Below are 19,286 nucleotides of genomic sequence, written 5' to 3' on the forward strand. Positions count from 1 at the left end.
TCCTGCGCTTTCGCTCCTTGCCGCTGGTCAAAACGATCCAAACCAAATTGACTTCATTTATGAGTCCGTACCCTAGGGTACGGCTTCATTTGTGAGTCCGAACTCCAGGGAAAAGGGCCATGTGGCGGCCTTTTGCGGTCGTGGAACCTGTTGCACCCGCCTGTTCAGACAGACTTCAGCGTGCGGCCATGACCTGGGCCCAAATCCACATAATCGCCTGAAAGAACACGGCAACGGCATAGATCACGCCCGATGCGACCTCGAGGTAAAAATCATAATCGTCGAAAATCGGAAACAAAAACCGGAAGACCACGCCGACAAACATGAAATACTCCACGTTTTCACCCGTGAAGTGGGCCCTCAGGAACACAAGACATGCGAACACGAATTGCGTCGTTCCGAAAACAACAGACAAACCTGTCGAGGCACCCCAAACAAAGACCGCTGCGCATATCAGCAGAAAATATACGAAAGCATAAACCAAGGTGCCGGACCCTATGATCAGCACCGGTCCCGTGAAGATCATGATAACGGCAAAAATGAGAAAGCCCGGTATTATTACAGAGTTGGTCGCGATTATGCCCTTGGTGGTCCATTCAACTGAATTTTGAAGCCGCCATAAGTCGAAACCCATCGCCGCGATGAGGCAGACATAAAAATAGGTCGGAAGCTCGAAGATACTCATAACACCTGGAATAGTAGGGCGCCTGAGCGGCAACCGTAGGGTTCGCGTCTTTTTTATAAAAGGGGCGGGGATACGGAACGCGTGCCGCACGGTGGCGGATGATTTCGTTTGCCGCGTTCTCCAAGTTGCAGGTGCTCTTTTTGGTTGGCTTCCCCTGGGTTCGATCTAAATGAATTTACGTGATTGAAGTCACAGAAGACTTTCAATCGCGCAACTAAAGTCCAAATCAACAGGTCGAGACCTGATTTTAAAGAAGGACTTTATAAATGCCACATTTTACACAGATTTCAGTTCGTCAGTTCAAAGATAAAACCACTCCTGAGTTCGATGATAACTTCGATTTTGTTGAAAACCTTGAAGATAAGGTCGAAAAAGACGATGGGTCATACTTTGGCGAGTTCGATTTTGACAACGGACAGAACTCTTCAGCTGATGAAGTTCCGATGGAGGATTTTTCACTGAACTTTGAGGAGATCAAGGTCACCTATTCGGAAGATGCGGTTCTTGATTTCGCTCTGACCGGAAATGAAGATTTTATTCTCTGATTAAGAACAAGAGACGGTTCGGTCCCGAGATGATCGGGGCCGACCGGCTCATTCAATTTATGCCACCTGTGCCTCAAACCTTCCGGTAACACACCGCAATCGCCACATCGCCTGAGTGGTCGTGACCCTCCTTGTCATACATTCGGATTTCGCGAAGGTCGGGCTTGGAGATCTTGCCGTCTTCCGCCAGAGCGCCAAGCGTTTTTTTGAAACCGAGATTGGAAAAATGCTCCCGGTTGACGCCGATGACGAAGAGGGCGCCGCTTCGGCCGATCTGAAGCAAGCTTGCGAGCACTTCCGGACCGAGATGGCCGTGGGTGAATGTGCCGGACGAGAGAACCGCACCGTAGTCGTTGGTGATGGCCGAGAGATCGCCCGTGAGATCGATTTCGAAGGTGCGCTGGTAGAGTGATTTTCCCGCTGCGCGCAAGAGCATCTCGGCGGAAATGTCCATGCCGTCGATGTCGTTTCGCGGAAGTTCCAACGCCTCGGCGACCAGGCCGGTGCCGCAGCCGATATCGGCAACGGGCGTGTCTTCGGCCTGCGCGATCTCCTTGTAGATCCCTGCAATCGCGGCGGGGTAGACAAATCCGAGCGCCTCGGCGAAGTCGCCGTCATAGGTCTTTGCAAACTCCCGGTAATAGGCCCTGTTGTCCTCCGGCGTTGAAAGCTCGTAGGCATTTTCCAAAATGGCTTTTCCCTTGTCGTCATCGGCCATTTGGCGGTCTCCTGTACTAGCGCGGCCACTGGCTTCGTGTCCGGCTGTGGGGTCCATCTTTGTCCGGTTTACCATGAAATGCGCACGCCGGGATGAACCGCGCCCGGGAAGACGTTTGGGGTCACTCAGTACTTTGCACGTGTATTCTTGCTTTGGTGGATCGAGAGCCCTTTTGCGAACACCTTCTTAATCCTGAGGACGACCGTCCGGTCCGTCTCGAAGGATGAGCCGCGCGCCCCAGAATATGCCGCCCATCCTTCGAGACAGCGCTCTGCGCTTCCTCAGGATGAGGAAGGTGTTGAGCATTCCTCAGGCGGGATATCCAACCTAGGCTGCCTTCGGCTTGTTGAGTTGACGACGCGTCATGAGCGGAGCAGAGAGGGATGAACGGTCTTGGGCGCTGACCCTTTCCTCAAGCAGACTTGATTCAATCAGGCGAACCAGCACTGTTAAGGGTGTCCAATGCGTTTTCTGGTTCTGATCATCCTTCTGGCCGCGCCCGCACAGGCCGCCGACTACGAAAAATTCCTGGGAACCTGGGGGACCGTGGCGGAGTGCGCTCGTGCGCCGCTGAAGCCAGGCGGGACGCGCCTGGCCGAGCCGGTGGAGATCAGCAAGCTCTGGCTGAAACAGGGTCAGCACTGGTGCGCACTCAATTGGGGGCCGATTGAGCCACGCGAGGGGGGTGCGTTCACGGCGGCCACGGCTCAGTGCGGTGAAGACAGCGTGCGCGCATATTTCCTGGGATTGCTGCTCGCCGGCGAAGACCTGACCCTGCGCTGGGATTTTACCCACCTGGATGGTCCCTTGCGGCGCTGTCCGGGCTCCTGAAGCCGTCAAGTCATTCTCTCCCGTTTTCGGGAGAGATGAGAGACCGGGGCGGGCTCATGCCCTAATCGCCCCGGTCCTCCGGGTTCTGTCAGTTGACGACGATGCGGCTGCCGTCGAATGTGTTCTTGAAGGTGCGTGCCGGTTCGCTGTCACCAGCCAGCGGGTTCTGACCTTTCGCAAAGGCCTGGCCGGCAAAGTGGCCGGAAACGCTCTGGAAGCGGCCATCGGCTTCGTCGGAGAAGGTCAGGTCATAGGTGATCTGAGATGCACCATTGCCACTGATCTCGGTACCCGGGTTGTTGAAGTCGATGATCGTCGCGCGGGCGGTCTCCGGTCCGGTCATCTCCCAGGTGCCAAGGCCGGACGTATAGCCGCGGACCTGTTGTCCCTGACTGATGAGGTTGACCGCCCCACCGGGGTTAAGGGCGAGAACACGCTGGCTTTCATTGGGCTGCATCAGCAGATAGGTGCCCTCGATCGCGGTGGCGTCATTACTTGCAGCAAGTGCGGCCGGGGCAGCAACGAGTGCGGTGGCCATGAAGGCGGCGGGAAGCAGGGATTTCAACATGTCAATTCTCCTCTCAAGTTGGGTCAGCCCCTGCCGGGGCGCTTGCTCAGCAACTGGGGACGAATTGTGTTTGTCGCCAGCCAAAGCGGTCTTAGACTTTTGGCGCGAACGGGATATCCGGTGATCGTTTTGCACCGGCAAGGCTTGCTCTCTGGGACGGGAATTTTTCCGGTGATCAAGGTGCAATCCGAAGCGGTATTTGCCAGCATGTTTCGCACGGAACAGTGAACGGTTCGATCCTTTAGTGCAGGTCATTTCGAGGAGGCTGGCTGTACAAAGGCCACACGAAAAATACGCGCATTCTCAGAGTGTTAGGAAGCCGTGAGAAGGCCGCTAACAAAGGGGTTCGACGCCCTTGAGTTCATGGCAGGGTACAGATTTGGCATGCGCATTCGAACCATATCGCGCGTTTTAAATCTCGCCTGCTTCAGGTGCAAAAATCCTGACTGGTTTCGGGGTCAATTTCGAACGGGTGGTGCGGCGGTCGAACAGCTCAATTAAATATTTGTAAGCCGGCAATCTTCCGGTTGAAACGCCATGACGAGAGGTCTGACGTCACCGAAGCCGAGGTCTGCCAGAAGTCAGATATTGTCCTCTGCCAGCCAGCCATCAGCTTCCGTGCCGACCCAGAGCGCCTTTCGTTCATCCAGAAAATCGATGGAGTGGATCACCGTCGAGCGTTCGTTGAGGAAAGCGACATTATAGTTCTGGGCCATGCCGCCATAGCCGACCCGGTCCTTGTCACCGGAAAAGTCCGGCCAGTTCGGATGACTGGTGGAGCGGGGCGCCGATAGCGGGATGCCACAGACGGAGCCGGACAGGCTGAAGTGGCAGTGACCGAAGAAGATGTGCCGGATGACGCTCTTGTAGTCCTCCAGGATCTGCTGAAACTCTGCTTCCTGGACAATGCCGAGCTGGTCCGCATTGGCAACATGAACGGTCATGGGGTTGTGGTGCAGGAAAATCGTGGCAGTCGACGATGCTTTCACGATCTCGTCCAATGCCGCGCGCAGCCAGGCCTGGCGCTTGTCGCAATAATGGCCCTCATGCGTGCCCGGCTCATTGGTGTCCAGGAAGAGAACATGGCCGAGCGGTGTCTCTTCCATCCACTGGATGAAGCCGTTTTCATCGACCTTTGCATCCGGGAACGCCTCGCGGAACGTTGTGCGATCATCATGATTGCCGATCATCAGCCGCGGGTTCATGGACGCAAGTTTCGTTTCCGAAAGCAGAGCTTTCAAAAGCGCGTAGTTCTCTTTTGTCCCGTGATGGGCGAGATCGCCGGAGATCACCACCATGTCCGCATCAGCGCTGTTTTCCAGGACGTGTGCGGCACAGGCGCGAAAGTTGTCCGCGGGCACGGATCCCATGATCGGGTCGTCCTGAATATGGGTGTCGGATATGTGAACGATCTTCAACGGCTCTTCTCCGCAACGCTTTCACGGGGATCGGTCAACTGATCCCAACATTGCGCAACATTCCCCGTCTTGAGCGAAAAGTCACGAAGAGATTACGCCGGACAATGGTGATTATTGGCATTACATATTTCTCTCAAACAGGGTTTTCCTGTGATATGTTGATTGGATCAGGAGATCGGAGCAAAAATGTCGCTTGCCGAATTGACGGAAACTGTGCAGGCCGCCGGACACGCTGGTGTGCCGCGTGCGCCCGCCTTTATCGTCACGCTTTACGGCGATGCGATCGAACCGCGGGGTGGAACGCTTTGGATGGGCGACCTCGTGACGTGTTGCGCGCAGCAGGGCATTAGCGAGAGCCTGGTGAGGACCGCCGTCTCCAGGCTGGTTGCCGCCGGCAAGCTTCTGGGTGAGAGGATCGGCCGCAAGAGCTATTATCGGCTGACAGAGCCGGCACAAGCCGAGTTCAAGGAAGCCGCGCGGGTTCTTTATGCGCCGCCGCCTCAGGCACGCGGTTGGCTGATTGCACCGGTCGCAGAGGAGCCTCTGCCTGACGGCTGGGCGTTGATGGGGCAGCGAACGGCGATTGCGCCCAACCGTGATGATATCACCCGTTTGCCGGGGCCACTTCTCTCGGCCGAAACGATCCAGGACCCCGAGGGCTGGCCGAAACTTGCCGCAGATCTTTGGGAGCTTGACAGCGTCGCGGAACGCTACTTGCGGTTTTTATCGCGCTTCAAGTCCCTCGCATCTCTATTGGGCGCCGGCGCAGGGCAGTTGGACGTTTCCGGTGACCAGGCGCTGGCCTTGCGCTTGCAGCTTGTTCATCACTACAGGCTGGCAGCGCTCCGGGACCCGCGGCTGCCGCGCGAGGCTCTACCGGCCCGATGGCCGGGGGTTGAAGCGAGGCGATTGTTCGTGACGGCCTATTTGGCGCTTGCCGATGCCGCGGATGCCTATGTCGGCCGCACCTTTCGCGATTCAGACGGGCTACTGCTGTCCTCCACGGAGACGACCGGACTTCGTCTGGACCGGCTTGCCCGTGAGGCCTCGCTGATAAGCCGCTGATCTGAAACAGATCTTTCGACTGTACTTGAAAGCATCACAAGAAATACCAAAAAATAGTTTGTGATGTGATGTTTTGATGTTATAAAGCTGACCGAACGGTCGGTGAATTATGTGCCGAATAAGAATTGCTTCGGGAGAGAGTGATGTCGGAAGCCTTTATTTGCGACGCTGTGCGCACGCCCATCGGACGATATGGGGGCGCCTTGTCTGCAGTGCGTGCGGATGATCTGGCCGCTATTCCGCTTGCTGCCCTGAAGGACCGCAATCCGGACGTAGACTGGGAAGCGGTCGACGACGTCATCCTGGGCTGCGCCAACCAGGCGGGCGAAGACAACCGCAATGTGGCCCGCATGGCGGTGCTCCTTGCCGGCTTGCCGGTTTCCGTTCCCGGCACGACGGTCAACCGTCTGTGCGGGTCAGGCATGGATGCCATCGGGCTGGCCGCGCGCACGATCCGGGCCGGCGACGCAGGCCTGATGATCGCAGGTGGCGTTGAAAGCATGAGCCGCGCGCCATTCGTGGTCGCAAAGGCGGGCACGGCGTTTTCGCGCAATGCGGAGATGTATGACACCACCATCGGCTGGCGTTTCAAGAACAAGCAGATGGACCGTGCCTACGGCACCCACACAATGCCCGAAACGGCAGACAACGTTGCCGAAGACTTCAAAATCTCCCGCGACGACCAGGATCGGTTTGCGGCCGAAAGCCAGCGCCGCTGGGAAGCGGCGCACAAGGCGGGCCTTTTCAGGGACGAGATCGTTCCGGTCACGATCCCGCAACGAAAGGGAGAGCCGGTGATCGTCGAGACCGATGAGCATCCGCGTCCCGGCACAAGTGCCGAAGCGCTCGGCAAACTGCGAGGCGTCAATGGTCCCGATCTGACAGTGACCGCCGGAAACGCATCCGGGGTCAACGATGGCGCTGCAGGTGTCATCGTTGCGTCGGACAAGATGGCTGCTGAAAACGGACTGACGCCCGAGGCGCGGATTGTCGCGATGGCGGCTGCCGGTGTGCCGCCGCGGATCATGGGGATCGGTCCGGGACCCGCATCCAGGAAAGTGTTGAAGCTGGCCGGTCTCAGCCTCGACCGGATGGATGTGATCGAGCTGAACGAGGCTTTTGCATCCCAGTCGCTGGCAGTTCTGCGCGAACTTGGGCTGCCGGATGATGCGGCGCATGTGAATGCCAATGGCGGTGCGATTGCCATGGGACATCCTCTCGGCATGTCCGGTGCGCGCCTTGTGCTTCATGCTGCCTACCAGCTTCAACGAACCGGCGGGCGATATGCACTGTGCACCATGTGTGTCGGCGTCGGCCAGGGCATTGCACTAGTTCTTGAGCGTGTCTGATTTTGGTGGAAGGTCCGATGACACAGGATGCGATTGAAATCATAGATCACAGCGACCGGGTCGAGGCGCTTTTCGAGCCCTTCAGGCAAGCGCTCGGCGAGGACTATGCGGCGTATCGCGGTCATGTCTACCGCATCATAACTTACGCAATGCATTTTCTTGGTGGTGAGGAAACTCACCGGCCAATCGTGGAAACTGCGTTCGTTTATCACGACATCGGTCTATGGACGGATCGGGATCTGGCTTACCTGGAGCCGTCGGAAGCCCGGGCGCTGGCGGATAACGAGAAACTTGCATGGGGCTTCGATCCGAAGCTTCTGAGAGATATCATACATTGGCATCACAAGGTGTTTCCCTATTCGGGGCCGAATGCCGATGTGATCAACGCCTGCCGGAAAGCAGACTGGATCGACGCAAGCGGAGGCATGCTCCGCAAGGGTTTGTCGAAGGCGCAGGTAAAGGCTGTCGAGAGCGCCATTCCGAATTATGGTTTCGGAGATGTTCTGCAGCGTCTGGCCGGCGACCTTGGAGGCAATGTGATTTCTGGAAATCTCAAAGTTCTGCACCGGGTCTTCAAGGTCTGACCGGTGGTTAGGGAGGAAATGCCATGTATGCGCAGCTCGTGAAATCTGAAGGTCTTAAACCGCGCGAAGAGATGTCGCCGGAAGAGCGGGCCTTTCAGGACCGTGTCGACAATGGCGAGAAGATCGAGCCGAAGGACTGGATGCCGGAAGGCTACCGTAAGACTCTGATCAGGCAGATCGGACAGCACGCCCATTCGGAAATCGTGGGCCAGCTGCCGGAGGGCAACTGGATCACCCGCGCACCGACGCTTGAGCGCAAGGCGATCCTCCTGGCCAAGGTTCAAGATGAAGCCGGTCACGGACTTTATCTTTACAGCGCCGCCGAGACACTGGGTGTGTCCCGGGACGAACTGCTCGACAAGCTTCACTCCGGCAACATGAAATACAGCTCGATCTTCAACTATCCGACGTTGAACTGGGCCGATATCGGTGCAGTCGGATGGCTGGTTGACGGGGCCGCGATCATGAACCAGGTGCCGCTTCAGCGCACCTCGTTCGGACCATATAGCCGCGCGATGATCCGCATCTGCAAGGAAGAGAGTTTCCACCAGCGCCAGGGCTACGCGATCATGATGAAGATGGCCTTCGGCACACCGGAGCAGAAGGACATGGCGCAGGATGCGTTGAACCGCTTCTGGTATCCGTCGTTGATGATGTTCGGCCCGTCGGACAAGGACTCCGTCCATTCCGCGCAGTCCATGGCCTGGAAGATCAAGATCAACACCAATGATGAACTTCGCCAGAAATTCGTCAACGAGACGGTGCCGCAAGCCGAATATCTCGGTCTGAGCATTCCGGACGACAAGCTTGCCTGGAATGAGGAGAAGCAAGGTTACGATTTCTCCGAGCCGGACTGGTCGGAATTCTTCGAGGTGATCAAGGGCAATGGCCCCTGCAACCGCGAGCGCATGGAAGCCCGGGTCAAGGCCTGGGAAGACGGCGAGTGGTTTCGCGATGGCCTCAACGCCTATGCCGAAAAGGCTGCCGTCCGACGCAAGGCCGCATCTGTTGCTGCTGAATGATCGAGAGACCGCATATTTAAGGGAGGACCCGCCATGTCCAAGAAAGAATGGCCGCTCTGGGAAGTCTTTATTCGGGGACAGCACGGGCTGAACCACCGCCACGTCGGCAGCCTGCATGCACCGGATGCTGAGATGGCAATCAACCATGCGCGTGATGTCTATACCCGTCGGCGCGAGGGCGTCTCAATCTGGGTGGTGCAGTCGAAGGACATCACTGCCTCGAGCCCGTCGGAAAAGGGTCCGTTGTTCGACCCTGCCGAGAGCAAGACCTACCGCCATCCGACCTTTTTCGACATTCCCGAAGAAGTGGGGAAAATGTGATGTCCGAGGTCGAGACAAACACTGTTGCAACGCCGGATGATCCGTTCGTTGCGGATGCGGACTTGCGCCCGGCACTGTTCGAATGGCTGTGCCGGATGGGCGACAATGCGCTGATCCTCGGCCATCGCACCTCCGAATGGTGCGGGCACGGACCGGTGCTGGAAGAGGACATTGCCCTTGCCAATACCGCGCTCGACCTGATCGGTCACACCCAGATGTGGCTCGGTCTTGCCGGCGAAGTGGAAGGTGAAGGTCGCAACGCTGACAATCTCGCCTATTTGCGCGACGCCATGAAATTCAAAAATGTGCTTCTGGTCGAATTGCCGAAGGGCGATATGGCGGTGACGATGATGCGCGAATTCCTGTTCGACGCCTATCATCACCTGCTGCTGACCTGGCTTGCGGAAAACTCAAAGAGCCCACGTGTTGCGGAAATCGCGGCAAAGGCCCTGAAGGAGGTCAGCTACCATCTCGACCGGGCCTCCGACATCGTGGTTCGCCTCGGCGACGGCACGCAGGAGAGCCATCGGCGGATGCAGGCGGCCCTCGATCTGCTGTGGCCCTATACCGGCGAACTATTTGCAGGCGACGATGTTGATGCAGCGATTGTTGAAGCCGGAATCGCACCGGATCTGGGCGCGTTGCATGCGGATTGGAATGGTCTCGTTAGCGAGGTACTGGAAGAAGCCACATTGCAAATGCCGGAGCCGGGCGGATACGCCCATCTGGGCGGCAAGCAGGGACGGCACACGGAGCACCTCGGCTTTATCCTTGCCGAAATGCAGTTCCTGCAACGCGCCTATCCGGGTGCGAGCTGGTAGGGGGAGATCATGTCCACCACCCTTCTTCCGGCAACCGATGAGGTCTGGACCTGGCTCGACGAGGTGCCCGACCCTGAAATTCCCGTGGTTTCGGTCACCGAACTCGGCATTGTGAGAGACGTGCAATATGACGGCGGCACACTCGTCGTTGCTGTCACGCCGACCTATTCGGGCTGCCCGGCAACGGCCGTGATTGATCTGATGATCGAGGACAAGCTGCGCGAGAAGGGCATCGACGATTTGCGCCTGGAACGCCGCCTGTCGCCACCATGGACCACGGACTGGGTGACGGAAGAGGCGCGCGAGAAGCTGAAGGCCTTCGGGATCGCGCCACCAATCGACGGAACCGCGTCCGACGGCATGAGTGCCAAGGCTGCGCGTCTTTCCGGTGAGACCAACCTTACCGTTGAATGCCCACGCTGCGGGTCCGCCAACACCGAACGGGTCAGCCAATACGGATCGACCCCCTGCAAGGCCGCGTGGCGCTGCAGGGACTGTCTCGAACCGTTCGATTATTTCAAGTGCATCTAACTCCGGGGAGGAGTGCAAAGCTCATGGCACGTTTCCATTCGCTTGAAGTGACCGACATCCGCCGCGATACGCGCGATGCCGTCGTGGTCACGCTTAAACCAGAGGAGTCCGAGGCGGATGCGTTCGGCTTCACCCAGGGCCAGTATCTGACATTCCGCCGCGATTTCGACGGTGAAGAGCTGCGCCGGTCCTACTCGATCTGTGCGGGGCTCGACGAAGGCTGTCTGAAGGTCGGGATCAAAAGGGTCGAAGGCGGGGCCTTCTCAACCTGGGCCAACGAAGAGCTGAAGGTCGGCGATCACCTGGACGCCATGGCGCCGATGGGCCGCTTCTTCACCGAGCTGGAACCTGCGAGCGCGAAGACCTATCTCGGCTTTGCCGGCGGTTCCGGCATCACACCGGTGCTGTCCATCATCAAGACAGTGCTGGCACGCGAGCCGCAAAGCACTTTCACGCTGATTTACGCCAACCGGCAGACCAGCTCGATCATGTTCCGCGAGGAATTGGAAGATCTGAAAAATCAGTATCTTGGCCGATTTTCGCTGATACATATCCTGGAAACGGAGTCCCAGGAGATCGATCTCTTCACCGGCAGGATCGATGCAGAGAAAATGGAACTGCTGTTCCGCCTCTGGATCGATGCGGAGGAGGTTGACACGGCCTTCATCTGCGGCCCCGAGCCGATGATGCTGACAATCGCCGAAAGCTTGCGCAAACACGGACTGTCGGACGACCAGATTCGCTTTGAACTGTTTGCATCGTCACAGCCGGGCCGCGCCAAGACGAAGGCAAGGTCCGAAGCGGTGAATGCAGGGGCCGGGACTTGCGAGGTGTTGGTCACGCTCGACGGCTCGACCCGCAATTTCCAGATGGAAAAGGACGGCACCTCGGTTCTGGACGCAGCAGTCGCCAACGCCCTGGACGCGCCCTTTGCCTGCAAGGCAGGCGTCTGTTCGACCTGCCGCGCGAAAGTGATCGAGGGCGAGGTGGAAATGGAAGTGAACCACGCGCTGGAAGACTACGAAGTTCGCGCGGGCTATGTCCTTTCCTGCCAGTGTATTCCCGTTTCGGACAAGGTGGTGATCAGTTATGACGAATGAAGCAATCCTTGCGGATGACGATACCATGTCCCTTGCCGACTATCTGGAAAGAGGCGGCAAGCTGACGTCACCGGAAAACGTGCCACCGCGGTATCGGGGTGAATTGCTGCGCCTGATGTCTTCTTTTGTCGATAGCGAGCTCGCCGGGTCGGCGGGGTTTGCAGATGCCATCAACTGGGCACCGGGTCTGAAAGAACGGATTGCAGCCAGCCGGATCACCCTGGAAAAGGTCGATCATGCCGAACGCGTTCTCGATCTCATGAGTGATTTCGGCACCGACAAGGCCCTTTACAACAAGGCGCACGCCTGGTCGGCACGCCAGTCGCGCGATGCCCAGGTCGACGCAAAGCGGCAGGGCGGCGACATGCGCCTCTCCGTCTTTCATTATCCGCTGGAAGGCTGGACCGATGCAGTTGTCATGAACACGCTGATGGGGATGGCAACCGTCTATCAGCTGCAGGAACAGGCGCGCACCTCTTACCAGCCGCTGGGCGAGGTGTTTCGCGAGATTCTGCCACGCGAGAAACGTCATATGGAGCTCGGTCTGGAGGGTCTGGAGGATCTGCTGAAAGACGATACGGCGCGCGCCGAAGCTCAGGCATCCGTCAACTATTGGATGCCGCGCGTTGCCGCGACCTTCGGACCGGCCCAGTCAGAGCGCTTCGACCGCCTGAAGAAACTTGGCCTCCGCCACACCGACAACGAGACGCTTCGCGCCGCATGGCAAGCTGATGCGGACGCACGGCTGGCTCAATTGAAGCTCGCCTGAGTATTGGGGAAAGGACGATCCATGAACGGGACGGGAACGGCCGCGCGCCGGCTGGAAAGCTATGTCGAGGGGGCGTGGCGCCAAGGGCACGGTGACGGTAAGCCGGTGCTGAATGCGGCAACTGGCGATATCCACGCGCTGATCGGCACGGATGGCCTCGACTTCAGGGCGGCGCTGGAATGGGGCCGAGAGGTCGGCGGTCCGGCTCTGCGCGCCATGACCATTCACGAGCGCGCGCTGATGCTGAAGGCTGTCGGCCTGAAACTCATGGACCAGAAGGAAGAGTTCTATTTTGAGAACTTCGCGACTGGAGCGACACGCAAGGATGGGTGGATCGATATTGAGGGAGGTATCGGAACGCTCCTGACCTTTGCTTCCAAGGCCCGGCGCGAGCTGCCGAACACCAAGGTGCTGACGGAAGGGCCGGTCGAGCCTCTCTCGCGCGACAGTTCCTTTGCCGCCCAGCATATCCTGACCCCGCTTCTGGGTGTTGCCGTCCACATAAATGCCTTCAATTTCCCGGTCTGGGGCATGCTGGAAAAGATCGCACCGACGCTGATCGCCGGGATGCCCTGCATTGTCAAACCCGCCTCTCAGACCGCTTATCTGACCGAAATTGTGGTGCGGCGCATTCTTGAAACCGGCATCCTGCCCGATGGTGCCCTGCAGATCGTGACCGGATCTGCCGGCGATCTCCTGGATCATGTTGTTGAACAGGACGTCGTCACCTTCACCGGGTCCGCGTCCACCGGACAGAAACTGAAATCCAGCCCTGCGGTCTTGAAGCACTCGGTTCGCTTCACCATGGAGGCGGACAGTCTCAATGCCTCGATTCTCGGTATCGACGCCGCACCTGGTACGGAGGAGTTTGACCTCTTCGTCAAGGAAGTTAGCCGGGAAATGACTGTCAAGGCGGGACAGAAATGTACGGCGATCCGGCGCATCATCGTGCCGAACGCACATGAAGACGCCGTGATTGATGCGCTCTCCAGGCGTCTTGCCTCCACACCGGTTGGATTGCCGGATGATGAGAACGCGCGCATGGGGGCGCTGGTTTCGCTGAAAGACCGCGAAGATGTCAAATCCAAGGTCAGTGTTCTCGCCGGAGAAGCGGAAATCGTCTCCGGTTCGCTGAATGGCGTCGATCTCGTTTCCGGAGATGCGGAGAAGGGCGCGTTCATGGCTCCGATGCTGCTGCGTTGCGCCAATCCTGTTGTCGCCAATGCTGTCCACTCAGTCGAGGCCTTCGGACCGGTCGCAACCGTGATGGCTTATCAGGACAATGACGAAGCCGTCGCGTTGGCGCAAAAGGGCCGCGGGTCGCTTGTTTCGTCCCTGTTCACGAATGACGGCAGGGTCGCACACGACGTGGTGACCGGACTGGCCCCATTCCATGGACGGGTTCTGATCGGCAACCGGCGCTCGGCGAAAAGTTCAACCGGGCACGGCTCGCCGCTTGCACCGCTTGTGCACGGTGGTCCCGGTCGGGCCGGGGGCGGCGAGGAAATGGGCGGTATGCGTGGTGTCAAACACTTCATGCAACGCACCGCCGTTCAGGGCACGCCGGAGCTTTTGTCCGCCGTCACCGGACAGTGGATGGAAGGCGCCCCCGTGCGGGCGGATGTTCACCCGTTCCGCAAATCCCTGGCCGAGCTCAGGATCGGAGATCAGATCGTCACCAGGTCGCGCGAAGTCTCATTGGAAGATGTCGAGCATTTTGCCGAATTTACCGGCGACACGTTCTACGCCCATATGGACAGCGAGGCAGCAAGGGCCAATCCATTCTTCGACGACCGGGTGGCGCACGGCTACCTGATTGCCTCTTTTGCAGCAGGGTTGTTCGTTGATCCCGAGCCGGGACCTGTGCTCGCCAATTATGGCGTCGACAATCTGCGTTTCCTGACGCCGGTTTATTTCGGCGACAGTCTTCAGGTGCGTCTCACCTGCAAGGAGATTAACCCGCGTGAAAATGCAGACCATGGCGAAGTTCGATGGGATTGCCAGGTCACCAACCAGAAGGACGAGATCGTCGCGCAATATGACGTTCTGACAATGGTGGCGAAGGAGTGGCCTACGGCAGCAAACGATTAGACTGGACGAGACATCTGCGCTCGAGTCTGGAATAAGGAACCCTAGACAGCTCAAGGAGGGTTCCGGATTGATCGCCCATACTCATCTGCATGTCAGCGACTACGCCAGATCGAAGGCGTTTTACGCAAAGGTGCTTGCGACACTCGGATACTCAATCAGCATGGAACTCGACGAGGCAGCCGGATTCTTCGACGGCAAGAATACCGATTTGTGGGTGGTCAAAGACCCGGTTGTTCCAACTCACATCGCGTTCGAAGCAAAGAGCCGCGAGGAGGTCGCCGCATTTTACGAGACCGCGCTGAAAGAAGGGGCGACCGACAATGGTGGTCCCGGATACCGCCCACAATACTGGCCCGGATACTATGCGGCCTTCGTGTTCGATCCCGACGGACACAATATCGAGGCTGTCTGGTTCGACCACAGCAAGGCAGGTTGATCCTGATCAGAGCGGTTTCGTCCAGGGTACGGGCCCTAAACCTCAGAACGCGTAGCCCACGCGGATCCCGACATTGGTGATGCCGTTGTTGTCGCTACATGAGCCCGCATTTGAACCGTGTTCGAGAATGCCGCTGACGTTCAAGTCGTCCGTCAATCGGAAGCCGGCCGCGATGCTCTCGCGGAACATAACGTTGCATCCCAGATCGAGACGGCTGTCATCATGGCTGTCGCTCATGCCATTGTGCACCATGCCGCCAAAGCTGCCTTCCAGAAACAGACGGCTGGTCAGATTGAGTGTGAGACTGTAGCCGGCGTACCCGTAGCTTGTGTCACCTTGAAGGTTCAGATTGGCCCCGATATGCGGCCGGAAGATTGCCTGGACGCTTGTTCTGGGAATGAACAGGTCAAACGCTGCCCACTTACTAAGGTACTCGGCGTTGAGATCGACGCCAGATTCCTTGCCCGACGTGTCATGATAAAGAACGCCCCCGCGGATCTCGTGGCGAGGTCCGGCTGCCGTGTTTTTTTCTGGTTCATTGCCGAAATCAGCTGCGTGGCCGACTGTGGATACCAACACACTGAATAACAATGAGCCGATCACCCTGCATGTCCAGCTCATGAATAATAGCCCCACTGTAATTTTTACAGGTCCCCTTGAGGAAGGACTTTACAAAGAGTCCCGATCGGGGCAAGCGGCAACTGAGGCGGATCGGGGTTCTCGCCCGAATTCTTGGGGCACGTGTCATTTTGGTGCAACAGTTTGGTCCACAGTGCCGCCAGATTTTAAGCCATTGCGTGTAACGAAGAGGCCGCTTAGACCGGACGTTGAAGCAGGCAAGCGGTCAGCTTTACCCTCAATGCCGACGGCGCGTGGCAGTACCGGTTGCGTACGAGACGGGATTTTACGGGTTCATGATAAAAGACCCGCGCCACGTAAGTCGTGGCGCGGGTCTGCTGCTGTGCAACTGTCTGTTGCCTTGTCTAAATCGGCAGTACATAGCCGATGCCCCCGGATCAAGTCTTTCAATTATGAAGACTTTGATCCTGCCCCCGCGTTTTTTGCAGGTTTCTTTCACACGCGAAGCTACAACGAACAGATTTAGGAACAAGTAAAGATTGGCCGCAAAACGGCTCGTCTGGTTCATTTCTTCAAATGTGTCATTTTGGTGCAACAGTATGAGCCCTCAGGGCGCTATTTCTTTAGATCAGAGCGTGCAGGAAGCGTCGTCCATTGGCAAAAGTTGCGGGGATTTGATCTGATTTTTGAGCGCGTAAACAAAAATCGGCCGGTACGAGACCGGCCGATTCGGTTGTTTTGAGAAAAGGGTGCTTAGCCGACGAGGCCACCGTCTTCACGCGTAACGGCGATAATCGCGGAGCGCGGAACGCTCTCACCGCCGCCCGGCCAGTGGCTGTTGCCGCGTTCGCCCGGGTGCTGAATGCCGACGAACATGGTCCGGCGGTCCGGGCTCCAGGTCAGACCGGTGATCTCGCACTCGTTCGGGCCGACCATGAAGCGGCGGATTTCACCGGTGACCGGGTCGCCCGCCAGCATCTGGTTGTTGCCCTGACCGGCAAAGTCGCCTTCGTTCTTGTAGTTGCCGTCGGTCTGGATCCAGACCAGACCGTTGGAGTCGAACTTCAGGCCATCCGGCGAGTTGAACATGTTGTCGGCGTTGACGTTCGAGGATCCGGCGTAGGCATCGGAATGCACGGTCGGATTACCTGCAAGGACGTAGAGGTCCCAGGTGAAACCCGGTGACGTGTGATCACCACCGTCCGGACGCCAACGTACGATCTGTCCGTAGTTGTTTTCCGCGCGCGGGTTCGGACCGTTGACAGACGTGTCGTCACCGCCGGCGTTCGGCTTGACGCCACGGTTCTTGTTGTTGGTCAGGCAGCAATAGATCTCAGGTGCCTTCGGATTGGCTGCAATCCACTCTGGACGGTCCATCGTAGTGGCGCCGACAGCCGAACCGGCCTGACGGGTGTGGATGTGGATCTCGGATTGGTCCATGCCGGTGGTTTCCGGCGTCAGAGCAACCCAGGTACCGGTGCCGTTGTCGCTGAACTTGCCGACATAAAGGACACCATCGGTCAACAGTTCATCTGTTGATGCGCCTGGTGCATAAACGCCGTTGGAAACATAGCGGTAGACAAACTCACCGCGCTCATCGTCGCCCATATAGACAACAATACGGCCATCATTGTTGACGACAGCTTCGGCGTTCTCGTGCTTGAAGCGGCCGAGAGCAGTGCGTTTTTTCGGTGTCGACGTTGGATCGGTCGGATCGATTTCGACGACATAACCGGCACGGTTGGGCTCATTCGGATGCTTGGCAACGTCGAAGCGCTCGTCGATCTCTGCCCAGCCATAACCCCAGTCTGTGGTGTTCACACCGTAACGCTTCATTCCCGGTGTAATGGACTTGGGATTGTCGTCCTTGACGTCTTCGCTGGACGAGAAATATCCGTTGAAGTTTTCTTCACAGGCGAGATAGGTGCCCCAAGGGGTTTTGCCGTTACCGCAGTTGTTCCAGGTTCCGAGCGACTTGGTGCCAGTCGGATCCGCATCCGTCTTCAGAAGGTCATTACCAGCCGCCGGACCAGTGATTTCCATTTCGGTATTTGGTGTGATGCGGCGGTTGTAAGGGCTGTCCTTCACCATTTGCCACTTGCCGTCGATCTTGGCGACCTCAACAACCGAAACACCATGAGCCATCATGCCCTTGGCAATTTCGTCAGCGCCCACGATGCGACCGTCTTCGGCACTCGGGGAAATGATGGCGCGGTTGGTGTATTCGTTGTTTACGACAAGAAGCATCTTGTCTTCATGCGGGAAGACGTCCATGCCGTCGGTGTTGTCACCGAAGGCACGTTCCTGGCTTGCCGCCGTACCACGTGTCGCTTCGTCGAAATCCGGAGCATCCGACCACATCGGGTCGCCCCAGCGCATCATGACGTCGACCTTATAGCCTTCCGGAACGATGACGTCGTCGGCAGTGGAAGAACCGATCTGGTTGAACGAGAACCGGTTTGAAGCAGCGTCAGCGGAGGTGATGCTGCCGCCGAGAGCTGTAAAGCTGCCGAAGGCAAGGACGCCGCCCATAAATCCGCGGCGGCTGATGGCTGCTTCGACGATCCGATCGAAATCGTTTTCCTCCGGGCGCGGGTTCATCATTTCGTCGAATTCGTCGAACGAGAGCGTGTGCTTTTGGTTATCTTTCATGGAATTTCCCTGCTGGCTTATCAAGACAAAGACTAGCTTGCTTCTTCGAAAACGCTGCTGTCCTCCCGGACCCCGTCTAAAGCACACATGCTTTTCCAAGCGATTGAAAAACCACGCCCCGCGCCTGTTCGGCAGGCGCAGCGTTTCTCAGATGTGTTCTGGTATAGCGTGTGTTTTTTTTAACTTTGATGACGGATCGATGACGTTGTCAATGTTAAGAGATTTTTTTGCAGCCGCACGCATCGGGGTTCTCAAAAGGCGAGGGGTTAAAGCGGTAGAAGACGCTGCTGCCAGAACGTCATCAAGGCAGTTCTTTTTTCGAGATTTCGGCGTCTTCGGGCTCAGATATGGCCCTACATCATTCGAACGGGCTTTAACTGTCGAGGTTCGACAGACGGAGGGCTCCGAAGGCAGGCACAGACACTTCCAGCGCGTTGGGATTGATGCCGGCCACAAGGCCCAGAAAGTTTATTTCCAGACCTGTGCCACCGCCAAGGACAACGCCGAAATAACCTCCCAAAGTGGCGTAGAGAGCACCGTTCTTGCGGCGTCCGAACCATCTGCCGTCTTCTGGGAAATCCCGCCCGACTGCGGTGGTCGGAGTGGACGCGGCAAGCTCGGGGACCTGCCTGAGGACGCTGGCCACGAACGTGTTGGAGTTTGGCCCCGGCCAAATCTTGTAGTCGCCTCGTTCGCGCCAGCGGTAGTCCGCAATGGCATTTTCCACCTGCGGCAAGAGTTTTTCTGCCTTGTCTCCGGTCAGCCGATAATTGATGACCGGTTTGTTGGAGTACCAGTGACCGTCCGCATCATAGGCGTTCTTGCGCACCGGGTTGCCCCAACCGACCACATCATAGCGATCGTACCGGGTCGCACCCACCGGTTTGAGCACCAGCCAGGAGTGGGTGGCGAATGCTCCTTTGAGACCGCCGGTGCGAGCTGTAAAGACGTAAATTTCGGCTTCATGCGCCGCGGGCGACTGGGGCAGAATGCCGGCGCTGGACCAGGTCGCATGGCGCCATCCGTCAGGCCTTTCCGTCAGGCTCCAAACGCCAAGGTGCAAAAGGGCAGGCAGGACGAAAACTGCCAAGAGGAATAGCACCAGCCGACGCCCAAAACGCAGCGTGAGCGAAAAGACAGGTCCGAAAGGTCGCTTGGCATTCATCATCACACGCAGATGATGGCCTTGTTCCACGCATTT

The 19,286-nt window shown here is 57.8% G+C and carries 20 protein-coding genes; 13 read left to right on the forward strand and 7 right to left on the reverse strand.

Annotation, left to right across the window (positions count from 1 at the left end; genetic code table 11):
* Positions 1-175 precede the first annotated feature (175 nt).
* A complete protein-coding gene (locus tag RBB47_RS26415; RefSeq protein WP_305988912.1) occupies positions 176-685 on the reverse strand; it encodes a hypothetical protein in 510 nt (169 codons plus the stop codon).
* A 266-nt stretch (positions 686-951) separates the two neighbouring features.
* On the opposite strand from RBB47_RS26415, the gene RBB47_RS26420 reads away from it, so the two are divergent.
* Complete coding sequence (locus RBB47_RS26420) at positions 952-1,230, forward strand: hypothetical protein (protein ID WP_305988913.1); 279 nt, start codon at positions 952-954, stop codon at positions 1,228-1,230.
* Positions 1,231-1,303: 73 nt separating this feature from the next.
* On the opposite strand, the gene RBB47_RS26425 is transcribed toward RBB47_RS26420, so the two are convergent.
* Complete coding sequence (locus RBB47_RS26425; RefSeq protein ID WP_305988914.1) at positions 1,304-1,948, reverse strand: class I SAM-dependent methyltransferase; 645 nt, start codon at positions 1,946-1,948, stop codon at positions 1,304-1,306.
* A 462-nt stretch (positions 1,949-2,410) separates the two neighbouring features.
* Between RBB47_RS26425 and RBB47_RS26430 the strand changes: the two genes are divergently transcribed.
* Positions 2,411-2,779, forward strand: coding sequence for a hypothetical protein (locus tag RBB47_RS26430; RefSeq protein WP_305988915.1), 369 nt, complete (start codon positions 2,411-2,413; stop codon positions 2,777-2,779).
* Between the two features lie 88 nt (positions 2,780-2,867).
* On the opposite strand, the gene RBB47_RS26435 is transcribed toward RBB47_RS26430, so the two are convergent.
* Both RBB47_RS26435 and RBB47_RS26440 read right to left on the reverse strand, forming a co-directional pair.
* Positions 2,868-3,347 (reverse strand): hypothetical protein, encoded by a 480-nt coding sequence (locus tag RBB47_RS26435; protein WP_305988916.1) that lies wholly within the window; start codon positions 3,345-3,347, stop codon positions 2,868-2,870.
* Positions 3,348-3,928: 581 nt separating this feature from the next.
* Complete coding sequence (locus RBB47_RS26440; protein ID WP_305988917.1) at positions 3,929-4,765, reverse strand: metallophosphoesterase; 837 nt, start codon at positions 4,763-4,765, stop codon at positions 3,929-3,931.
* A 186-nt stretch (positions 4,766-4,951) separates the two neighbouring features.
* On the opposite strand from RBB47_RS26440, the gene RBB47_RS26445 reads away from it, so the two are divergent.
* The 11 genes from RBB47_RS26445 to RBB47_RS26495 all read left to right on the forward strand — a co-directional run bounded on the left by RBB47_RS26445 (position 4,952) and on the right by RBB47_RS26495 (position 14,854).
* The gene (locus RBB47_RS26445) at positions 4,952-5,830 is read left to right on the forward strand and encodes a PaaX family transcriptional regulator C-terminal domain-containing protein (RefSeq protein WP_305988918.1); all 879 of its coding nucleotides are present in this window, start codon (positions 4,952-4,954) and stop codon (positions 5,828-5,830) included.
* A 143-nt stretch (positions 5,831-5,973) separates the two neighbouring features.
* On the forward strand, positions 5,974-7,179 hold the full coding sequence (gene pcaF, locus RBB47_RS26450) for a 3-oxoadipyl-CoA thiolase (protein WP_305988919.1): 1,206 nt from the start codon (positions 5,974-5,976) through the stop codon (positions 7,177-7,179).
* 17 nt (positions 7,180-7,196) lie between these two features.
* Positions 7,197-7,763 (forward strand): hypothetical protein, encoded by a 567-nt coding sequence (locus tag RBB47_RS26455; RefSeq protein WP_305988920.1) that lies wholly within the window; start codon positions 7,197-7,199, stop codon positions 7,761-7,763.
* A 23-nt stretch (positions 7,764-7,786) separates the two neighbouring features.
* Complete coding sequence (gene paaA, locus RBB47_RS26460) at positions 7,787-8,785, forward strand: 1,2-phenylacetyl-CoA epoxidase subunit PaaA (protein WP_305988921.1); 999 nt, start codon at positions 7,787-7,789, stop codon at positions 8,783-8,785.
* A gap of 33 nt (positions 8,786-8,818) precedes the next feature.
* The gene (paaB, locus tag RBB47_RS26465) at positions 8,819-9,106 is read left to right on the forward strand and encodes a 1,2-phenylacetyl-CoA epoxidase subunit PaaB (RefSeq protein ID WP_305988922.1); all 288 of its coding nucleotides are present in this window, start codon (positions 8,819-8,821) and stop codon (positions 9,104-9,106) included.
* On the forward strand, positions 9,106-9,927 hold the full coding sequence (paaC, locus tag RBB47_RS26470) for a 1,2-phenylacetyl-CoA epoxidase subunit PaaC (RefSeq protein WP_305988923.1): 822 nt from the start codon (positions 9,106-9,108) through the stop codon (positions 9,925-9,927). The genes paaB and paaC overlap by 1 nt, the downstream gene beginning before the upstream one ends.
* Before the next feature lie 9 nt (positions 9,928-9,936).
* Positions 9,937-10,458, forward strand: coding sequence for a 1,2-phenylacetyl-CoA epoxidase subunit PaaD (gene paaD / locus RBB47_RS26475; RefSeq protein WP_305988924.1), 522 nt, complete (start codon positions 9,937-9,939; stop codon positions 10,456-10,458).
* A gap of 23 nt (positions 10,459-10,481) precedes the next feature.
* Positions 10,482-11,558, forward strand: a complete 1,077-nt coding sequence (paaE, locus tag RBB47_RS26480) for a 1,2-phenylacetyl-CoA epoxidase subunit PaaE (RefSeq protein ID WP_305988925.1) — start codon at positions 10,482-10,484, stop codon at positions 11,556-11,558.
* Positions 11,548-12,327, forward strand: coding sequence for a Phenylacetic acid catabolic protein (locus RBB47_RS26485; protein WP_305988926.1), 780 nt, complete (start codon positions 11,548-11,550; stop codon positions 12,325-12,327). Before paaE ends, RBB47_RS26485 begins: the two co-directional genes overlap by 11 nt.
* A 21-nt stretch (positions 12,328-12,348) precedes the next feature.
* The gene (gene paaZ, locus RBB47_RS26490) at positions 12,349-14,418 is read left to right on the forward strand and encodes a phenylacetic acid degradation bifunctional protein PaaZ (RefSeq protein ID WP_305988927.1); all 2,070 of its coding nucleotides are present in this window, start codon (positions 12,349-12,351) and stop codon (positions 14,416-14,418) included.
* Between the two features lie 67 nt (positions 14,419-14,485).
* Positions 14,486-14,854: a VOC family protein gene (locus RBB47_RS26495; protein ID WP_305988928.1), complete on the forward strand. Its 369-nt coding sequence runs from the start codon at positions 14,486-14,488 to the stop codon at positions 14,852-14,854.
* A gap of 42 nt (positions 14,855-14,896) precedes the next feature.
* On the opposite strand, the gene RBB47_RS26500 is transcribed toward RBB47_RS26495, so the two are convergent.
* The 3 genes from RBB47_RS26500 to RBB47_RS26510 form a co-directional block, all read right to left on the reverse strand.
* Positions 14,897-15,475 (reverse strand): acyloxyacyl hydrolase, encoded by a 579-nt coding sequence (locus tag RBB47_RS26500; protein ID WP_305988929.1) that lies wholly within the window; start codon positions 15,473-15,475, stop codon positions 14,897-14,899.
* A gap of 711 nt (positions 15,476-16,186) precedes the next feature.
* Positions 16,187-18,085 carry a PhoX family phosphatase gene (locus tag RBB47_RS26505; protein ID WP_305988930.1) on the reverse strand — a complete coding sequence of 633 codons (1,899 nt, stop codon included), beginning with the start codon at positions 18,083-18,085 and terminating at the stop codon, positions 16,187-16,189.
* 373 nt (positions 18,086-18,458) lie between these two features.
* Entirely contained in the window at positions 18,459-19,175 is a 717-nt protein-coding gene (locus tag RBB47_RS26510) for a DUF3750 domain-containing protein (RefSeq protein ID WP_305988931.1), read from the reverse strand.
* Positions 19,176-19,286: the final 111 nt, after the last annotated feature.

It is taken from the genome of Roseibium sp. MMSF_3544, from assembly GCF_030732845.1.
Lineage (GTDB): Bacteria > Pseudomonadota > Alphaproteobacteria > Rhizobiales > Stappiaceae > Roseibium.

Excerpts from the sequence above, each read along its gene's own strand:
- RBB47_RS26415 (WP_305988912.1), bottom strand. The coding sequence starts at position 685 with ATGAGTATCTTCGAGCTTCCGACCTATTTTTATGTCTGCCTCATCGCG.
- RBB47_RS26420 (WP_305988913.1), top strand. The coding sequence starts at position 952 with ATGCCACATTTTACACAGATTTCAGTTCGTCAGTTCAAAGATAAAACC.
- RBB47_RS26425 (WP_305988914.1), bottom strand. The coding sequence starts at position 1,948 with ATGGCCGATGACGACAAGGGAAAAGCCATTTTGGAAAATGCCTACGAG.
- RBB47_RS26430 (WP_305988915.1), top strand. The coding sequence starts at position 2,411 with ATGCGTTTTCTGGTTCTGATCATCCTTCTGGCCGCGCCCGCACAGGCC.
- RBB47_RS26435 (WP_305988916.1), bottom strand. The coding sequence starts at position 3,347 with ATGTTGAAATCCCTGCTTCCCGCCGCCTTCATGGCCACCGCACTCGTT.
- RBB47_RS26445 (WP_305988918.1), top strand. The coding sequence starts at position 4,952 with ATGTCGCTTGCCGAATTGACGGAAACTGTGCAGGCCGCCGGACACGCT.
- pcaF (WP_305988919.1), top strand. The coding sequence starts at position 5,974 with ATGTCGGAAGCCTTTATTTGCGACGCTGTGCGCACGCCCATCGGACGA.
- RBB47_RS26455 (WP_305988920.1), top strand. The coding sequence starts at position 7,197 with ATGACACAGGATGCGATTGAAATCATAGATCACAGCGACCGGGTCGAG.
- paaA (WP_305988921.1), top strand. The coding sequence starts at position 7,787 with ATGTATGCGCAGCTCGTGAAATCTGAAGGTCTTAAACCGCGCGAAGAG.
- paaB (WP_305988922.1), top strand. The coding sequence starts at position 8,819 with ATGTCCAAGAAAGAATGGCCGCTCTGGGAAGTCTTTATTCGGGGACAG.
- paaC (WP_305988923.1), top strand. The coding sequence starts at position 9,106 with ATGTCCGAGGTCGAGACAAACACTGTTGCAACGCCGGATGATCCGTTC.
- paaD (WP_305988924.1), top strand. The coding sequence starts at position 9,937 with ATGTCCACCACCCTTCTTCCGGCAACCGATGAGGTCTGGACCTGGCTC.
- paaE (WP_305988925.1), top strand. The coding sequence starts at position 10,482 with ATGGCACGTTTCCATTCGCTTGAAGTGACCGACATCCGCCGCGATACG.
- RBB47_RS26485 (WP_305988926.1), top strand. The coding sequence starts at position 11,548 with ATGACGAATGAAGCAATCCTTGCGGATGACGATACCATGTCCCTTGCC.
- paaZ (WP_305988927.1), top strand. The coding sequence starts at position 12,349 with ATGAACGGGACGGGAACGGCCGCGCGCCGGCTGGAAAGCTATGTCGAG.
- RBB47_RS26500 (WP_305988929.1), bottom strand. The coding sequence starts at position 15,475 with ATGAGCTGGACATGCAGGGTGATCGGCTCATTGTTATTCAGTGTGTTG.
- RBB47_RS26505 (WP_305988930.1), bottom strand. The coding sequence starts at position 18,085 with ATGAAAGATAACCAAAAGCACACGCTCTCGTTCGACGAATTCGACGAA.